Below are 16,432 nucleotides of genomic sequence, written 5' to 3' on the forward strand. Positions count from 1 at the left end.
TTTTAATTAAAAGCCTAGGTTTATTCCTATTGTCAAAGTTTTAGGGATGAACACATCAAGATTGGTTTGACTTGAAACACCTTGTTCAGGATCAAAGCCTAAATTTTTATCTTTCACCCATGTAAAAAGATTAGTTCCTCTTACATACAAGAAAGCATTTGTTATGTGTGCACTTGCTAGCAAACTTTTAGGCAATGTATACCCAACCTGAAGATTTCTTAATCTGATAAAATCTCCTTTATTTAAATAAAAGCTTGAAAAACTTTGAAAGCTTTTGTTACCACCATAGATATATTTTGGCATATCAGTTACATCACCTGGATTTTTCCAACGGTCCAAAACTCTTGCTACTTTGTTGAAAGTGGCATTTGCTCCAGCACCTATAACAAAAGAACCCCAAGCATCTTGTATATAATTGCCTGTTTGATAGTTAAACTGTGCTTCTACACTAAAACCTTTGTAGTTGAAAGTATTGGTAAATGCACCAAAGAACTTAGGTGAAGCTGAACCATACCCTGTTCTAACAGCTGAAGAATAAGTATTTGTAGTTTTCGTTTGCGCAGAGTCTAAATACCACAAAGGGTCTCCATTAGCTGGATCTACACCTGCATAAACCCTAGTATAGAAAGTTTGCACATCAAGACCTTCTTTGATAATAAAGGTTCCTATGATTGGGGCAGGAATACTTAAAACTTTATTTTTATTATAAGCGATATTAAAGTTAGTAGTCCATGTGAAGTCTCTTGTTTGTACCGGTGTACCACTTACAGTAAACTCAAATCCTTTATTCTCCATACTTCCCACATTCCTCCTTTGAGAAGTAAAACCAGTGGTAGATGATAAGGGCACATCTAATAACAATCTATCTGACACTCTTCTATACCAGTCTATTGTAACTCCTAAACGACCTTTTAGCAAACCCAAATCAACGCCGATGTTTAGTGGTTTATTCAACTCCCAGGTTAAATCCAAGTTACCCACGTTTGATGGAGCACTACCAGGAGCGCTGTTATAACTTGAACCAGTAGTAACACCATAGCTAGGGAAGAAGTCATAGTTGCCAATACCAGCATTACCATTTACTCCATAAGATGCTCTAAGTTTCAGTTGGCTTATTTTCTCAAATGATGCCATAAAAGCTTCTTTGTCTATATTCCATGATCCTCCTATTGCCCAAAAATTTCCGTATTTATCATTTGATCCAAATCTTGAAGAACCATCACGTCTAAAACTTCCGGAAAGGATATACCTGTCTTTGAAATTAAAATCTGCCGAAACGAATTCTGAAAGGAATGAATAGTCAGATACACTTGCCTGGGAAGTTGTAGGAGTAGATGCAGAAACGGGGTATTGCAAATACAATGTTGGAGACAATACAAAGCCACGGCCTTGTGCAGAGATAGTGTATTGTTTGTTCTTCTGTGCTTCGTACCCTAATAATACATTTAATGATATATCCCCAGAAGTAGTGAAGTCATGACGATAATTTAATGTATTAGTCCAAACCCAGTTGAAGTAACGGGTGTAATATGCGTATGCTCTTCCGGTTGTTGTGGCATTATAAACGACATTAGGGCCAAAAGCAGGACTTCCTGCAGCTAAAACTGCACCATCTCCGTACAATGGGTTATTGTATTGATCTTCTTCCAGGTTGCTTAAATCACCGCCAATCTGCGTTTTAAATTTCAAGTTGTCCAAAATGTTGTACTCTGCATAAGCACTACCCCTAAGACTGAGTTCTCTTAAATTTCTTTTATCCATTCCTGCCAGAGCAATGGTATTGAACGAAGATGTATTAGGAAATTCCGCCGTCAGGTAATTCAATTTTCCATCAGGTAAGTAAGCCGACCGGGTAGGCAAAAGAAAGTAAGCTGACAATACAGGGTTTGCAAAAGCGCCGCCGGAACTTGGTGTTGACTGCTGTACTAAACCAGCATTGATATTCGCACCCAAGTTTAGCCTTTCGCTCGCTTTGTTAGTAACTCTAACAGCTCCGTTATATCTCTTTAAACCTGTTGCTATAGTAGTTCCGTCCTGGCTAAAATACCCTCCAGAAACATAGAAAGTAGTATTGTTGTTACCACCACTTGCACTTAAATTGTACTGCTGCTGCTTTCCTGTTCTGGTTACTGCATCTAACCAATTGAAGTTAGCATTTGTATTTCCACCAAGAGAAGCAATTTGAGCATCGACTGTCGCTTGTGGGTTACCCGCATTTACTAGTCCTTCTCTAGTTATTGCCAGGTATTCATCACCGGTCAATGGTCTGTACTTATCATTATTATACGCCCTGCTGCTTTGACCAACTTCAGTATCGAACCTAAACTTTGTTTGTCCTGCTCTACCTTTCTTAGTAGTAACAAGAATAACCCCGTTTGCTGCACGGCTACCATAGATAGACGCAGAGGCAGCATCTTTTAATACTGTAATAGTTTCAATATCATTAGGGTTTAACGTGCTTAGGATATTTGCAGAAGTAGTTAAACGCGATAAGTCGTTTGTATTAGCCGGAACTCCGTCTATTACAAACAAAGGAGCATTACTAGCGTTGATACTACTAATACCTCTAATCCTAATTTGTTGATTAGACCCTGGCGCGCCGGAAGCAGCCACCGATTGCAAACCAGCTACCTGCCCTTGCAGCGCTTTATCCACTGAAGTAAATGGCTGATTTTCAATATCCGAGCCTTTAATAGTCGCCACAGAACCAGTTAATCCTGCTCTTTTCTGGGTACCATAGGCAACCACTACCACTTCGGACAAGTTTCCGGAGGATGCTTTTAGTTGAACCGATACCTCACCTGAAGTTACAGCAACGTCTTGTGCCGTATAATTTACAGATGAAATGGTTAGAGACCTGGAATTTGCTGGTAATTGAAGTGAAAAATTGCCTGCTGCATCCGTAGTTGTACCGCCTTTGCTACCTTTAGGTTGCACTGAAGCTCCTACTACTGGGTTTCCAGCTTCGTCAGTAACCTTCCCGGTCACTGTTCTTGTTTGTGCAAACACTTGCGTGGCAGCAAATGACAGGCACAACAGCATAAACAATAAAATTTTTCTCATGTTTTTTTAAGTTTAGAAAATAAAACCCATTAATAATAAAGGCAAAAAAATAATTAGCAAGCGGGAAACCAGAGTTGCTGCTTCAAGCAGCATTTATAGAAAATCAAATATTCTGTTTAGTAGACCAAGCAGTCCAAGCAGGATAAGCAATCAAATTTTGGATATAATAAGAATAGCTACGGGAACTAACAGCACAAATCATAAAAAAACTATCTATATCTTTTGAATATGGTGCAATTTAAGTACAGAATTAATAATTAAAAAAAAGATTTTGCTCCTTCTATTGCATTTTTTTAAATTTTATCGTATAAGAAGGGATTAATTAAGGATGTGTAAATACTATTGACGAGCTATAGTTAAAAAACCTTTTCTTATAACTACCTAGAAACAGGTCTATTACAAGAACTATCGAGGATGTATGTATCACTCTACGAGCCAAGTCAAAAAAAAGTTTTATGAGTAGTAGAATAAATTGGAAAACTCTATCTTTTTTAAGACTGTTACAATCTGTTTATAATTTTTGATTTTGCTCTAGCAATAAAAGAATAGCTCCTTCAATTCATTGCAACTGCAGTCCTTATTGAAACCTCAATACAAACACTTCTTCAGTTATAAATAACTTGTTAGATCTTCTTATATCTTCGCTTTATGGAAGCATTGCTCGAACAAATTGAATCTTATAGACAAGAAATGTCAAGCTACCAGGTAGCAAATGCAGAGAATCTGGAAGCATTTCGAATAAAGTTTTTAGGAACAAAAGGCATTGTCAAAAACGTGATGGCGGAAATGAAAAACGTGCCTTCTGAAAGAAAAAAAGAGTTTGGACAAATATTGAATGCTTTTAAAATATTTGCAGAAGAACGCTTCGAAACATTAAAAGAGAGCCTTACTTCTACTTCCCAACAAACTTACCCTGACATTGACTGGTCACTTCCGGGTGATCCTATTCCTGTTGGGACGAGGCACCCGTTAAGTATTGTTCGCAATCAGATGGCTTCAATTTTTAAACGTTTGGGATTTGCAATTGCCGAAGGACCAGAGATGGAAGATGACTGGCACAATTTCACCGCGTTAAACCTTCCAGAAAATCATCCTGCCCGGGACATGCAGGATACCTTTTACCTCAACCAAAATCCTGATTACCTGTTACGTACCCATACGAGTAGTGTGCAGGCAAGAATTATGGAGAAACAAAAACCTCCAATTCGTATAATTTGTCCGGGTCGCGTTTATCGCAATGAAACCATTAGTGCACGGGCTCATTGTTTCTTTCACCAGCTGGAAGGGTTGTACGTAGATGAGCATGTGAGTTTTGCTGACCTTAAGCAAACATTGTACTTTTTTGTTCAGGAAATGTTTGGTAAAGATGTCAAGCTTCGCTTTCGTCCAAGTTATTTTCCTTTCACTGAACCTAGCGCAGAAATGGATATTAGCTGTACCGTTTGTGGCGGTCACGGCTGTAGTTTGTGTAAATATACTGGTTGGGTAGAAATTCTTGGTTGCGGTATGGTACACCCTAAAATGCTTGATAACTTCAACATCGACTCCAATAAATTTACAGGTTTTGCTTTTGGAATGGGAGTGGAACGTATATGTCAGCTAAAATTCAGAGTCAACGACTTACGTCTCTATTCGCAGAATGATGTTAGATTTCTACGTCAGTTTACGGGTGCTGTTTAAGGAGGATTTTGACGACTAATAATTCTTTCAAATAAACATCTTTAGGCAGCATTGGTGCTGCCATCCCTTGGTTTCCCCGAAGTGTTACAACTGTGACTCAAAGTAGTTTGGCACTAAATTGGCAACAAGGCGAGGAGTAACATCAACCCTGTTTTAACAATCCTTAGCTAAACACTTAAACCATCTCTGGCGTTAATCTGTTACATTTGCGCCCTCAATATTTTAATTATTTTTTTGATGTTAGCTATCCTTACATTCTTCTTCGCACATTGGTTTTTATCCTTATTTTTTCACACTTTTTTCCTGCATCGTTACGCATCTCACCAAATGTATACAACCAGCAAAACGTGGGAGAAAGTCTTTTATTTTCTTACCTGGTTTACCCAGGGATCATCTTTTTTAGTACCAAGAGCTTATGGAGTAATGCATAGAATGCATCACGAGTATAGCGATACAGAGCAGGATCCGCATTCTCCGCACTTCTTTAAAGATGTTTGGCATATGATGCTTCATACTGCTAAGATCTATCACGCCTTTCTTACTAAAGAAAGACTACCTGAAGAGAAGTTTACCAGGGAATACCTGCCGGTTTGGGAAAAATTAGATCGTATTGGTTACAGCTGGACGTCAAGACTGCTTTTTTCAGCAGCCTACATAGCTTTCTATATTTATTTTGCTCCATCGATTTTCTGGTTCCTCTTGTTGCCTTTTCACTTTCTAATGGGGCCAATACAAGGAGCCATTGTAAATTGGTTCGGACATAAGTTAGGTTATCAGAATTTCAAAAATGGTGATCATTCTAGAAACTCAACTCCGTTTGGTTTTCTTCTTATGGGCGAGTTGTTTCAAAACAATCATCACTACGCAAAAGACAGTGCAAACTTTGCCAAGAAGTGGTTTGAATTTGATATGACTTACTTAATCATGCGTGTTTTGCATACCGTTCGCATCATCCGCTTGAAGCCTGCTTCTATTGCTAGTAATAATACTTCTTTTCAGACCCAATTGTAATACTGGTTAAATTATTAGTTTTGTTTCCTGTTTTACCCTTTCACAAGGAAGGATAAAACAGGATTTTTTTTATCCTGCATTTGCCTAGCTACTATTAATGAGTGAAACATCAGACGAAACTCTCCCGGAAGCGACTAAGGTCGGCCAATCAAAGCGCCTGACAGATTCGATATTGGTTACAGGAGGATCTGGCCTGGTTGGATCGCATCTCATACAACAACTTATTAAAGAAGGTAGAAATGTAAAAGGATTGTACCGGTCCCAAATACCAGACATTCCAGGAAAAGAAAAAGTATCCTGGGTAAAAGGAGACATTCTTGATGTGGTAGCACTCGATGAAGCCTTTGAAGGAGTAGAACAAGTGTTCCATTGCGCAGCTATAGTTTCTTTTAGCGAAAAACGAAAACAAGAACTATTTCTTACAAACATAGAAGGAACGGCTAACGTCGTAAATGCTGCTCTACAGGCAGGCGTTAAAAAAATGTGTTTTGTAAGTTCTGTCGCGGCCTTGGGAAAAATTAAAAGTGGTGGCGTAACAAATGAGGACACGGCATGGGATGAAAAAAACAATGACAGCAACTACGGTAAAAGCAAATACCTAGCAGAAGTCGAAGTCTGGAGGGGAATTGCCGAAGGACTTGAGGCTGTTATCGTTAACCCGGCCATTATTTTGGGAGCGGGAAATTGGGACGAAGGCTCAACCAAAATATTTAAAACCGTTTATGAGGAGTTTCCTTGGTATACGGACGGGAGTACGGGTTTTGTAGACGTAAAAGATGTGGCTAACGCAATGATACAGCTAATGGACACTGACGTTACCGCTCAGCGCTTTATTTTAAGTACAGAGAACAAACAATTTAAAGATGTATTTACAATAGCAGCAAATGCGTTTGGAAAGAAACCTCCATACAAAAAGGTGAATAAGTTTATGGCGAATATGGTTTGGCGGGCTGCAGCCGTAAAATCAATGTTTTCCGGAGAACAACCTCTTCTTACAAAAGAAACAGCAGACGCTGCTCAACGAACTGTTCGGTTCGATAACACTAAGCTTAAACATTACCTGCCTTCCTTTGCTTATACACCCTTGGAAGAAACTATCCAACGGGTATGCGCCGAACTCAAAAAAAAATATAAGCTGGAGTACTAAACTGTCTCTGTGCGGCAAATAATGTCGCTTAGCTACAAGCGTCTTCCACACTTGATTATGGCATAGTTGTTATAACTTTTTTACATATGTCAAAGTCTCCAAAATTCATCGTTGTTGCGGGTACTTCTGCAGGAGGTATTCGTGCGGTAGAAGAGTTAGTGATGCAGTTGACGCCCGGTATGGATGCTGCTTTTTTTGTCGTACTTCATCTGTCAAGAAAGGGTATCGGCGAATTCCTTTTTCAGCGATTGCAAAAAAGCACCTCATTAATATGCAAAGTAGCTAACGACGGAGAGGCTATTGAAAAAGGGGTTATCTACCTCGCTCGTCCGGATAATCATTTGCTTGTTTCTCAAGGCCGCGTAATTGTAGGAAGAGGTGCCCGCGAAAATGGATGGCGCCCATCTATCAATAACCTGTTTAGATCAGCTGCCGCATCTTATAACTCCAGGGTGATTGCCATTATTTTAACCGGTATGCTGGATGACGGTGCTACCGGAATGAGATCAGTTAAAAGATGCGGCGGTACCTGTATCGTGCAGGATCCAAATGAAGCGGATTATCCTGACATGCCATTATCGGTGTTGAATACGATGGAGGTTGACCATGTGGTGTCATTGTCAAAAATGGGCGCTTTGTTATTCGACATTATGGATAATACTGATGATATCATCCAAACTATTGTGCCGGCAGATGTACAGTCAGAGGCATTGATCGATGAAAGAGTGTCCACAAGGATTGATGACATAAGCCAGTTTGAGAAGATTAGTGTCAATTGCCCTGACTGTGGTGGGGGCCTTTATGTCACCCAGAAAGAACCTCCAACTCATTACCGTTGCCATGTTGGTCATTCTTATTCGGAACGCGAACTTCTGATAAGAGTTTCTGAAGTAATGGAAAATACGTTTTGGACATCACTGCGAATGATGGAAGAAAGAAGAACGATTTTAATGAACTTACACAAAAAGGATCTCGAACGCGGGTATTTAAAAACGTCTGAACGTCACCTTCGCCTGGCCAAGGAGATGGAAGTACATATAGAAAATCTAAAAAGAATTTTGTTTACAGCCACAGAGGTCGACTAGTCTTACCCTCAAATGAATGCCCAAAAAAGCCGTTGTTTTAGTTTAAGACTATAGTAAGTTGTTCTTGTAACTGCTCGAACCAACTTTACTGATATTTTTATGTGGGCCTATTAATAAATCTAACTATCAAGACACTCTCATTACTCTATGGATCATTATTGATGCTAGGCCCCTATATACTTTTACTTCTACTCTTAAACTTTTCGATGGCAGCTTTGCTATGTTCGCTTAAGATCAGCCTGCCACTAATACTGGCCCTTTCTTTCAGCAATTCATCCCAGTCCTCGGTGCCGGCCCAGAACTCTCGCTTCAACTCTTTCATTGCTTCTGGGTTGCTGTGAGACAATGTGAAAGACAACCTTTCAATCGACTCTTCCATGCCAGACAATTCAGGGTGCAGCTCTGCATATAAACCTTTTCGTTTTGCCCAGTCAGCAGAACGCCAGGTATTCGAGTCAATTGTAAGTTGAGAAAAAGATGAAAGGCCAATCCTTCGTTGCACTGGGGGCCCAATGACAAATGGACCAATACCAAGTGCCAACTCAGTCAACTTGATGTCTGCACCTTCTACAGCAATAGCGTAATCAGCTGCGGCTACTATTCCTACGCCACCTCCGAGACACTTTCCATGAATCCGGGCAATAACAAATTGCGGTGTTTTTCGCATTGCATTTATAACCTTTGCAACGCCGCCAAAATAAAGAGCACCTTCTTGCGGAGTGGTAATCTTTTCGAGCTCGCCAAAAGAGGCCCCTGAACAAAACGCCCTGTCGCCGGCCGATTTTAGAATGATCACTTTTGTACTTGAATTCACCCCTTCGCTATGTATCGCTTGGGCAAGTGCTTCCAACAGTTTACCAGGCATCGAGTTGCTTTGCTCATGGTAAAATTCTATCGTTGTAATGCCGTGTTCCTTTTCTGTTTTTACGTACCCGCCATTTAATTCTGTGATCATAGTTTTAATTTTTTTCAGGTTGCAGGTAAGGAAAGCCTTTTCGTTACAACTTTCAAAATGAGACACTTTTTTTATGCCTCGGTTTAGATTGATACCAACTTCAATTTATATGCCTGCCAATTAAAGCGCTAGGAAACATCAACCAACAAAAAAGCCTTCCTAAAAAAGGAAGGCGTGCAGTTGGTATTGGTGCGATATAAAGTTATTGTTTTCTTTTATCTATTTCAGCGCAAAGGCTATCAAAAATTTCATCTACAGAACCTTCACCAGGTATGTCAATCACTTTATTAAACCTACGATAATAATCTGCTACCACCGAAGTTTTTTTATGATATTCTATAATTCTTGCCCTTATTACTGCTTCATTATTATCATCGCTTCTTCCACTGGTAAGGCCACGATTAAGCAGGCGCTTTACGAGTTCTTCCTCACTTACCTTTAAAGCCAGTACTACGGCAATTTCTGTTTGTTTTAGTTTGAGCAAGTTATCCAGCGCTTCAGATTGTGCCTCAGTGCGAGGGAAGCCGTCAAAAAGAAAACCAGCAACTTCGGGATTATTCTCGAGCGCTGAACGAATCATTCCTATCACAACCTCGTCCGGCACAAGTTCTCCCTTATCCATGAAGTTTTTTGCTTCCAGGCCTAAGGGTGTCTGGCCTGCAATTTCGCTGCGTAAAATATCGCCAGTGGAAAGATGTTTTAAACCATATTTAGAAATAAGCCTTTCACTTTGTGTACCTTTACCGCTGCCTGGAGGACCAAACAAAATAATATTGAACATTATCGAACTTACCTTGAATGAGCAGCAAATATAAGGGTTGACTATTAAAATTCCTTTAACAGTTTGCGCTCTTTTTTTTATAGTTTTTTGCTAATATTTCTGTAAAAGACGCCTCCAAAGATTTTAATTAAAGCCTTATAGTAGCTTTAATCGTTCCTATTAAAACGAACAGCCGTTATGAAAAATTTGATTTTTATTATCCTCACAACCTTTGCTACATACGGTTGTTATTCTCAAACAGAAAAAAAAATTACTATGGATTCTACTAAAAAAGATAATCCCGTTTCTTCGCCAACAGACAGTACCAGGGCTATATTAACTGATGAAGAATATAAGAAAGTTCTTTCGCCGGAAGTGTTTTATGTAGCACGTCAAAAAGGAACTGAAAGGCCGGGGACAAGTAAGTTTGAAAATTTTAAAGAGATTGGTACGTACTACTGCGCTGTGTGTGGTAATGCCCTTTTTAAAAGCGATACTAAGTTCGACAGTGGTTGCGGTTGGCCAAGTTTCTACGAACCTATCAGTAAAGGTTCAATCATATACTTGCCCGACAACTCTCATGGAATGAATCGGACCGAAGTTGAGTGCGGAAAGTGCAAGTCTCATCTTGGACATGTATTTGAAGACGGTCCTCCCCCAACAGGTTTAAGATATTGTATCAACGGAGTAGTGCTTGATTTTGAGAAAGCGAAAGTCGCTGAGAAAACCTACAACGACCAGCAAGCAAAGCCGACAGATAAACACTAATTAAGAAGAGTAATTTTTACAAATGCTGCTATAAGGTTTACATCTTTTAGCAGCATTTTTTGTTTCTACGTGAATTCTTTTATTCGAGGGTAACCACAATATGTAAGCTCAGTTTTAAGCGGGCAGCGTTCCGCTACTCAACATCCTTGTGTCACTCCCTTGTACGCTGTCTAAACATCTGTCATTTATTTTCGGGTAGTTAAACCGCTTTCTACGCTTAGCTATTTATCACCTGCAACTGCTAATTTTGCGCAATGAAATTAAGCAACCTAGCTGAAACCCTTATCGGTTCAGAAATAGTAAAACTTGGAAACGCGATTAGTGAGCGAAAACGACAGGGAGAAAAAATTTACAACTTCACTATTGGTGATTTTGACCCTACTATATTTCCCATCCCAAAAGAACTGGAAGATGAAATTATAGAAGCTTATAAGAGTCATTACACTAACTACCCTCCAGCTGATGGAATAGTAGAATTGAGAAATGCCGTTTCTTCTTTTTTGAAAGACTGGGAAGGCCTTGATTATAGCAACAACGAAATTCTTATTGCAGCTGGCGGCCGTCCGCTTATTTATACCATTTTTAAAACAATTGTTGATAAAGGCGATAAAGTAATTTATGCAACTCCGTCGTGGAATAACAACCACTACGTGCATATGACCGAAGGCGTTCATTGTATGATTGATGCGAAGCCTGAAAACAACTTTATGCCGTTAGCAGCTGACATCGCTCTTCATATTAATGGAGCTACGTTGCTCTGTCTTTGTTCACCACAAAATCCTACAGGCACCACATTACGCAAAGAAGAACTTGAAAAAATTTGCAACTTGGTGATAAAAGAAAATAAGAGACGTAGTGAAGGCGAAAAAAAATTATATGTGCTGTACGACCAGATGTATTGGACTCTTACTTATGGAGATACTGTTCATTACAACCCGGTTTCTTTAAACCCTGCAATGAAGGATTATACCATTTTTGTTGACGGTATTTCTAAAGTTTTTGCTGCTACCGGTGTTCGCGTCGGGTGGTCTTTAGGGCCGGCATTTATCATTGCAAAAATGAAAGCTATCCTAAGCCATCTTGGTGCATGGAGCCCGATGCCAGAGCAAAAAGCTACAGCGAAATACCTGTTACAAAAAGAAAACATTCAACGATACCTTGTTCATTTTAAGGCTGAGGTTGAAGAAAGACTGAGAAGAATTTACGAAGGATTTATCAAACTGAAAGAAGAAGGATTTGATGTAGACGCAGTTTCACCGCAGGCTGCAATTTATCTCACCATCAAACTAGACCTCGCAGGAAAGACTGTCAAAAACGGAAAGTTGTTAGAGAGCCAATCAGACGTAACAGATTATTTACTAAGTGAAGCGAAACTAGCTGTCGTTCCCTTTTATGCATTTGGGGCTGAAAAAAATTCTCCATGGTACCGGTTGAGTGTGGGCACTTGCAAAAAAGAGGAAATAAATGAAATGATAGGAAAGCTAAGAGAAGCACTTACAAAACTGGTGTAATTATAAATTACATAAAATAAAAAAGGGACCTGAAAAGGTCCCTTTCTATTGTATAGATATCAAGTCAATTTTTATTGTTGATAAATTGGAATGGCTGCAACTTATTACTGCTGATTAGCCTTCTAATCTTTATCGGATTTTCGATAATCTTGTATTTATTCAGGTCGATGATTTCATTGGCAATGCAGAAATTATCCATCGATTCAACATGAAACAATAAATCGTGCAACTTCTCTACCTCCAACTGCAATTCTTTTTCGTTGATAGATACTTTTTTTGTCAACACTAACAAATCCCTTTTTGCAGATTTCATACTTATAAAATTGTCTGAGCTATTGAAATCAAATTCTTGTTACCTCTACCCTACAGATTTTTTATTTACCATTGGACAACCACAACCTTTAGCCGACCTGCTTGCGCCACACCCGCTAAGAATTAAGGCCAGGCTAAAAAACAATAATGCGGATATTTGATTTATCTTTTTCATAATCATTCTCTTTTTTACTTTACAAAAAGCGGGCAGGTTTGTCGATAACACCGAAAATTAACATTAAAATTCTTGTTGCACCACTTGATTGGGGTTTAGGACATGCTACAAGATGTATTCCTCTTATTACCGAATTACTAAAATTAGGTTGCAAAGTAATTATTGCTGCAGAAGGCGTACAGGAAAATTTGTTAAAACAAGAGTTCCCAGATCTTGCTTTTGTACACCTGCCAGGCTACCGTATCAAATATTCTAGTACTGAACGTTTTTTTTCATCAAAAATTATCCTTCAACTTCCGAAAATTTTTCGTGTTATTACAAAAGAGAAAAGGTGGCTAAAAAGGTTCTTAGCTCATACGCCGGTTGATGCTGTTATTTCTGACAACCGTTATGGTTTCCAACACGGTGGAATACCATGCATTTTTATAACTCATCAACTATTAATTAAAGCGCCATTTGCTCTGGCTGAAAGGATTTTGCAGCAACTGAATTACTCGCTCATACAGAATTTTACTGCTTGTTGGATTCCGGATGAAAAGGGGCAGGTTAATCTTGGAGGTGAATTGTCCCATCCGAAATACCCTCCGAAACTACCTGTTGAATATCTAGGCGGATTAAGCCGGCTGAGAAAACAGGCTGATTATGTTACAAAGTATGATCTTCTGGTCATCCTATCAGGACCTGAACCGCAAAGAACCTTACTTGAAAAAAAAATGCTTGCAGAACTGGATGCTTTTTCGGGCGTTGTGCTGTTTGTGAGGGGATTACCTGGGCATGAGAAACTTCCAACCGTAAGAGGAAATGTGACTGTAAAAAATCACTTAGCTTCTAAAGAACTTGAAGCGGCTTTTTCTTCTAGTGATCTGATCATAAGCCGCAGCGGCTATACCACTTTAATGGACATTTGTAAACTTCAAAAAAGGTCAATCTTAATTCCCACGCCGGGCCAAACCGAGCAAGAGTATTTGGCTAAACATTTTGAACAACAGAGATGGGCGGTCTCTGTATCTCAACAAGATTTCTCATTACAAAAACTGCTGGATCGGGCGGAGCGTTTTGAGTATAAGCTTCCTCAACTGGAAATGCTGTCTTACAAAGCTGTGGTGGAGGATTTTGTACGCACACTCAATCCCAATTTATGACTCTCCTTCATGGAAAGTTTTTATGTGGCGCAATTATTAATAAAAATGCACATATTAAAACAAGATAAACAACAGTAGTTTTCATGATTAAAAGTCCCGCCAGGTTTGAATAGTAATGTTAAGGCTCATGTTGCCGCTATGTCTGCCAATCTCATTTTTGCAGCAAACTACAGTATTGTAAAACTGGTAACTCCTTCTATTATAAAACCTTTTGGTTTGAATGTCTTGCGTGCATTAGTAAGTGTTACCATGTTTTGGGGACTTTATTTAATGAAACCTTCAACACCAGGTATTCGCAAAAAAGACCTTGGTCGTTTTGTTATTTGTGCTGCAACCGGTATCGTTATCAACCAGCTGCTTTTTATTAAAGGGCTATCGCTTACGACTTCTATTCACGCTTCGCTATTGAGTCTCGGAACACCTGTTTTTATAACCATTATTGCAGCGTGGCTTTTGAGGGAGCAGCTTACTAGAAATAAAATTGCGGGATTGATCTTAGCTATTGCGGGTGGCACTTTACTGATCAGTACAAAAGAGTCGACAGGCAATGGAAGCGATATCATGCTCGGGGATACGTTGGTTCTGATAAACGCCATCTCGTACGGATTCTTTCTTGTGTTGGTGAGGCCGCTGATGAAATCTTATTCTCCCATTCATGTATTGCGTTGGGTCTTTACGCTTGGCACGGTGATGATCCTTCTTTTTGGGTGGAACCAATTTCTTGAAGTAAAATGGGACACGGTTAATTCCTCTCAATGGATAGCCCTGGCATTTATTGCGATAGGGGCAACTTTCTTTGCTTACCTCCTAAACATTTATAGCATCAAAGTACTTGGCTCTTCAGCAACCGGTACCTACATCTACACTCAGCCGGTCTTTGCTGCTGTAATTGCTGCATTGTTTTTTGGAGAAGGCATAACGGTTATAAAAATCATGTTGGCACTATTGATTTTTGCAGGAGTGTCTCTTGTGAATGTCAATATGAAGGATCAAGCGGAAGTGGAAACAAATCAGGAATAAAACGTTTGAATAATTATGAAACAAAGAATAGAGGATGAAGCGACAGACAATAAGAAAGGTTGAGACATTATTTGCAGTCCAAGAGAGTGACACAACAATGTTGAGCTTGTTTAAATGCTGGCAAACTCATTCCTCCAATTTTAAAGCAAGCGGGTTATTTGGTAACAAGAGTATTTACAAACCATGATGGACACAGATCAAAAGTCTCTTACAGCAAGACGGGTTAGAATAAGTTTATTTTTCTTTTTTTACGGGTTCATCTTTGCTTCGTGGGCATCGCGTATTCCGAATATACAGCAGCAACTGGGCCTGTCGGAAACTACACTCGGAGCTGTTCTATTGGCCATGCCGGTCGGCTCTTTTATCACCCTGCCTTTTTCTGGCTACCTCACCTCGACGATAGGAAGCCGCAAAGTAGTTATGGGTGCGTCGACGTTGTATTGTTTTATTTTTCTAGGGATAGGATTTTCACAATTCGTGTGGCAATTAACGATCTGTCTTTTCCTCTTTGGCTCTGCGGGAAACATGATGAACATAGCTATCAACACTCAGGCATTGGAGCTGGAGAAACTGTATAGCAAAACAATCATTTCCTCTTTTCATGGGATGTGGAGCATTGCCGGCCTGGGAGCTGCTTCGCTAGGCACCTATCTCATTGGAAAAGACTTTCCTGTCCCATCACACTTTTTACTAATTGCAGGAATAGCTCTTTTTAGTTTTATACTTTGCTCGCCTTACCTGTTGAGAGAAACTTTGAAGAAACAGGAAAACCGTCCTTTTTTTACCAAACCTGACAGGGCTTTTTGGGGGTTGGGTATTATTGCCTTTTGCTCTATGATTTGCCAGGGAGCAATGTTTGATTGGAGCGGAATTTACTTTAAGAAAGTTGTTGTAGCCGAACCAGCATTTATTGGAATTGGCTACACTGCTTTTATGATCTCGATGACTGCCATCCGCTTTATTACAGATTGGCTCACAGAAAGTATTGGGTTTAAAAAGATCATTATTTGGTGTGGCGTTTTTACAACAGCGGGCTTGTTAACGACCGTTTTCTTTCCCTATTTGTTGCCGGCAACATTAGGATTACTATTGGTTGGAATGGGCGTATCGCCGGGAGTTCCGCTTGTTTTTAGTGCTGCAAGTAAATCCAAAATTCTGCCGCCGCCTGTGGCCATTGCTGCCGTTTCTTCCATCGGTATGATTGGCCTGTTAATTGGCCCGCCTATCATTGGTTTCATTGCAGGCTTCACCAGCTTGAAAACCTCTTTTTTAATTCTTTCTTTTTTTGGCGCAGCCATTATTGTTACTGCACTAAGTTTAAAGAAACAGGAATAATTATGGCAAAAAGGTTTAAAGTAAGATCTCGAGATACAGCGGTACAAAAGCATTATTGAAATACCAATTCCGAAAACAGGCCCTCTCGTCTCGGAGGCCTTTTTTTGTTTTGGGGGCAAGCAAAAAAAAATATTCTAAAGAAAATTAAAGTACAAATGCTTGCATATTTACTTATGTCAATTCGATTCCCTTTTTTCCGAAAAGTTCCATGTGCAGCTTGTCACTTTTTTTGTCTTGAAACAAAGAAAGTAACCAAAAAAAATTCAAGAAAGGAACGATAACGCCCCGTTCCTTTCATTATTCACTGATTGAGCTAAGTACTACTGTGGCTTCAACAGTTGTATTTCATGCTTATTCTTTTTTGTCGGGCGAAATGAAACAGAGCCGAAAAACACTCAAAGCATAGAGGCTCCGCTGTCCTTCAACACAGTAGTACAAAAGTCTAATTGAAATACTAATTCCGAAAAC

13 protein-coding genes are annotated in these 16,432 nt (G+C 39.5%); 9 read left to right on the forward strand and 4 right to left on the reverse strand.

Annotated elements, in window-relative coordinates; translation table 11 throughout:
* Window positions 1-6: 6 nt before the first annotated feature.
* Window positions 7-3,063, reverse strand: a complete 3,057-nt coding sequence (locus tag SAE01_RS22535; RefSeq protein ID WP_147206093.1) for a SusC/RagA family TonB-linked outer membrane protein — start codon at window positions 3,061-3,063, stop codon at window positions 7-9.
* Window positions 3,064-3,711: 648 nt separating this feature from the next.
* Between SAE01_RS22535 and pheS the strand changes: the two genes are divergently transcribed.
* From pheS to SAE01_RS22555, 4 genes are all read left to right on the forward strand, one after another.
* Window positions 3,712-4,743 carry a phenylalanine--tRNA ligase subunit alpha gene (pheS, locus tag SAE01_RS22540; protein ID WP_147206094.1) on the forward strand — a complete coding sequence of 344 codons (1,032 nt, stop codon included), beginning with the start codon at window positions 3,712-3,714 and terminating at the stop codon, window positions 4,741-4,743.
* A gap of 237 nt (window positions 4,744-4,980) precedes the next feature.
* A complete protein-coding gene (locus SAE01_RS22545) occupies window positions 4,981-5,754 on the forward strand; it encodes an acyl-CoA desaturase (RefSeq protein WP_147206095.1) in 774 nt (257 codons plus the stop codon).
* A 97-nt stretch (window positions 5,755-5,851) separates the two neighbouring features.
* Window positions 5,852-6,901 carry an NAD-dependent epimerase/dehydratase family protein gene (locus tag SAE01_RS22550; RefSeq protein WP_147206096.1) on the forward strand — a complete coding sequence of 350 codons (1,050 nt, stop codon included), beginning with the start codon at window positions 5,852-5,854 and terminating at the stop codon, window positions 6,899-6,901.
* Window positions 6,902-6,987: 86 nt separating this feature from the next.
* Window positions 6,988-7,986 carry a chemotaxis protein CheB gene (locus SAE01_RS22555; RefSeq protein WP_147206097.1) on the forward strand — a complete coding sequence of 333 codons (999 nt, stop codon included), beginning with the start codon at window positions 6,988-6,990 and terminating at the stop codon, window positions 7,984-7,986.
* Between the two features lie 172 nt (window positions 7,987-8,158).
* Here SAE01_RS22555 and SAE01_RS22560 read toward each other — a convergent pair whose 3' ends face one another.
* Together SAE01_RS22560 and SAE01_RS22565 are read right to left on the reverse strand one after the other, a co-directional pair.
* Entirely contained in the window at window positions 8,159-8,941 is a 783-nt protein-coding gene (locus SAE01_RS22560; protein ID WP_147206098.1) for an enoyl-CoA hydratase/isomerase family protein, read from the reverse strand.
* Between the two features lie 202 nt (window positions 8,942-9,143).
* Window positions 9,144-9,722: an adenylate kinase gene (locus tag SAE01_RS22565; RefSeq protein ID WP_147206099.1), complete on the reverse strand. Its 579-nt coding sequence runs from the start codon at window positions 9,720-9,722 to the stop codon at window positions 9,144-9,146.
* Between the two features lie 255 nt (window positions 9,723-9,977).
* On the opposite strand from SAE01_RS22565, the gene msrB reads away from it, so the two are divergent.
* Entirely contained in the window at window positions 9,978-10,469 is a 492-nt protein-coding gene (msrB, locus tag SAE01_RS22570) for a peptide-methionine (R)-S-oxide reductase MsrB (protein WP_246113311.1), read from the forward strand.
* A 254-nt stretch (window positions 10,470-10,723) separates the two neighbouring features.
* Window positions 10,724-11,980, forward strand: a complete 1,257-nt coding sequence (locus SAE01_RS22575) for a pyridoxal phosphate-dependent aminotransferase (RefSeq protein ID WP_147206101.1) — start codon at window positions 10,724-10,726, stop codon at window positions 11,978-11,980.
* Window positions 11,981-12,044: 64 nt separating this feature from the next.
* Here SAE01_RS22575 and SAE01_RS22580 read toward each other — a convergent pair whose 3' ends face one another.
* Window positions 12,045-12,293: a hypothetical protein gene (locus SAE01_RS22580; RefSeq protein ID WP_147206102.1), complete on the reverse strand. Its 249-nt coding sequence runs from the start codon at window positions 12,291-12,293 to the stop codon at window positions 12,045-12,047.
* Between the two features lie 212 nt (window positions 12,294-12,505).
* Here SAE01_RS22580 and SAE01_RS22585 point away from each other — a divergent pair, with 212 nt between their 5' ends.
* From SAE01_RS22585 to SAE01_RS22595, 3 genes are all read left to right on the forward strand, one after another.
* Window positions 12,506-13,609, forward strand: coding sequence for a glycosyltransferase (locus tag SAE01_RS22585; protein ID WP_147206103.1), 1,104 nt, complete (start codon window positions 12,506-12,508; stop codon window positions 13,607-13,609).
* A 105-nt stretch (window positions 13,610-13,714) separates the two neighbouring features.
* Entirely contained in the window at window positions 13,715-14,629 is a 915-nt protein-coding gene (locus SAE01_RS22590; protein ID WP_147206104.1) for a DMT family transporter, read from the forward strand.
* 183 nt (window positions 14,630-14,812) lie between these two features.
* Window positions 14,813-15,964 carry an MFS transporter gene (locus SAE01_RS22595; protein ID WP_246113312.1) on the forward strand — a complete coding sequence of 384 codons (1,152 nt, stop codon included), beginning with the start codon at window positions 14,813-14,815 and terminating at the stop codon, window positions 15,962-15,964.
* Window positions 15,965-16,432: the final 468 nt, after the last annotated feature.

The organism is Segetibacter aerophilus (assembly GCF_007991655.1).
GTDB classification, from domain to species: domain Bacteria; phylum Bacteroidota; class Bacteroidia; order Chitinophagales; family Chitinophagaceae; genus Segetibacter; species Segetibacter aerophilus.

Coding starts and splice junctions, on each gene's coding strand:
- SAE01_RS22535 (WP_147206093.1), bottom strand. CDS start 3,063: ATGAGAAAAATTTTATTGTTTATGCTGTTGTGCCTGTCATTTGCTGCC.
- pheS (WP_147206094.1), top strand. CDS start 3,712: ATGGAAGCATTGCTCGAACAAATTGAATCTTATAGACAAGAAATGTCA.
- SAE01_RS22545 (WP_147206095.1), top strand. CDS start 4,981: ATGTTAGCTATCCTTACATTCTTCTTCGCACATTGGTTTTTATCCTTA.
- SAE01_RS22550 (WP_147206096.1), top strand. CDS start 5,852: ATGAGTGAAACATCAGACGAAACTCTCCCGGAAGCGACTAAGGTCGGC.
- SAE01_RS22555 (WP_147206097.1), top strand. CDS start 6,988: ATGTCAAAGTCTCCAAAATTCATCGTTGTTGCGGGTACTTCTGCAGGA.
- SAE01_RS22560 (WP_147206098.1), bottom strand. CDS start 8,941: ATGATCACAGAATTAAATGGCGGGTACGTAAAAACAGAAAAGGAACAC.
- SAE01_RS22565 (WP_147206099.1), bottom strand. CDS start 9,722: ATGTTCAATATTATTTTGTTTGGTCCTCCAGGCAGCGGTAAAGGTACA.
- msrB (WP_246113311.1), top strand. CDS start 9,978: ATGGATTCTACTAAAAAAGATAATCCCGTTTCTTCGCCAACAGACAGT.
- SAE01_RS22575 (WP_147206101.1), top strand. CDS start 10,724: ATGAAATTAAGCAACCTAGCTGAAACCCTTATCGGTTCAGAAATAGTA.
- SAE01_RS22580 (WP_147206102.1), bottom strand. CDS start 12,293: ATGAAATCTGCAAAAAGGGATTTGTTAGTGTTGACAAAAAAAGTATCT.
- SAE01_RS22595 (WP_246113312.1), top strand. CDS start 14,813: ATGATGGACACAGATCAAAAGTCTCTTACAGCAAGACGGGTTAGAATA.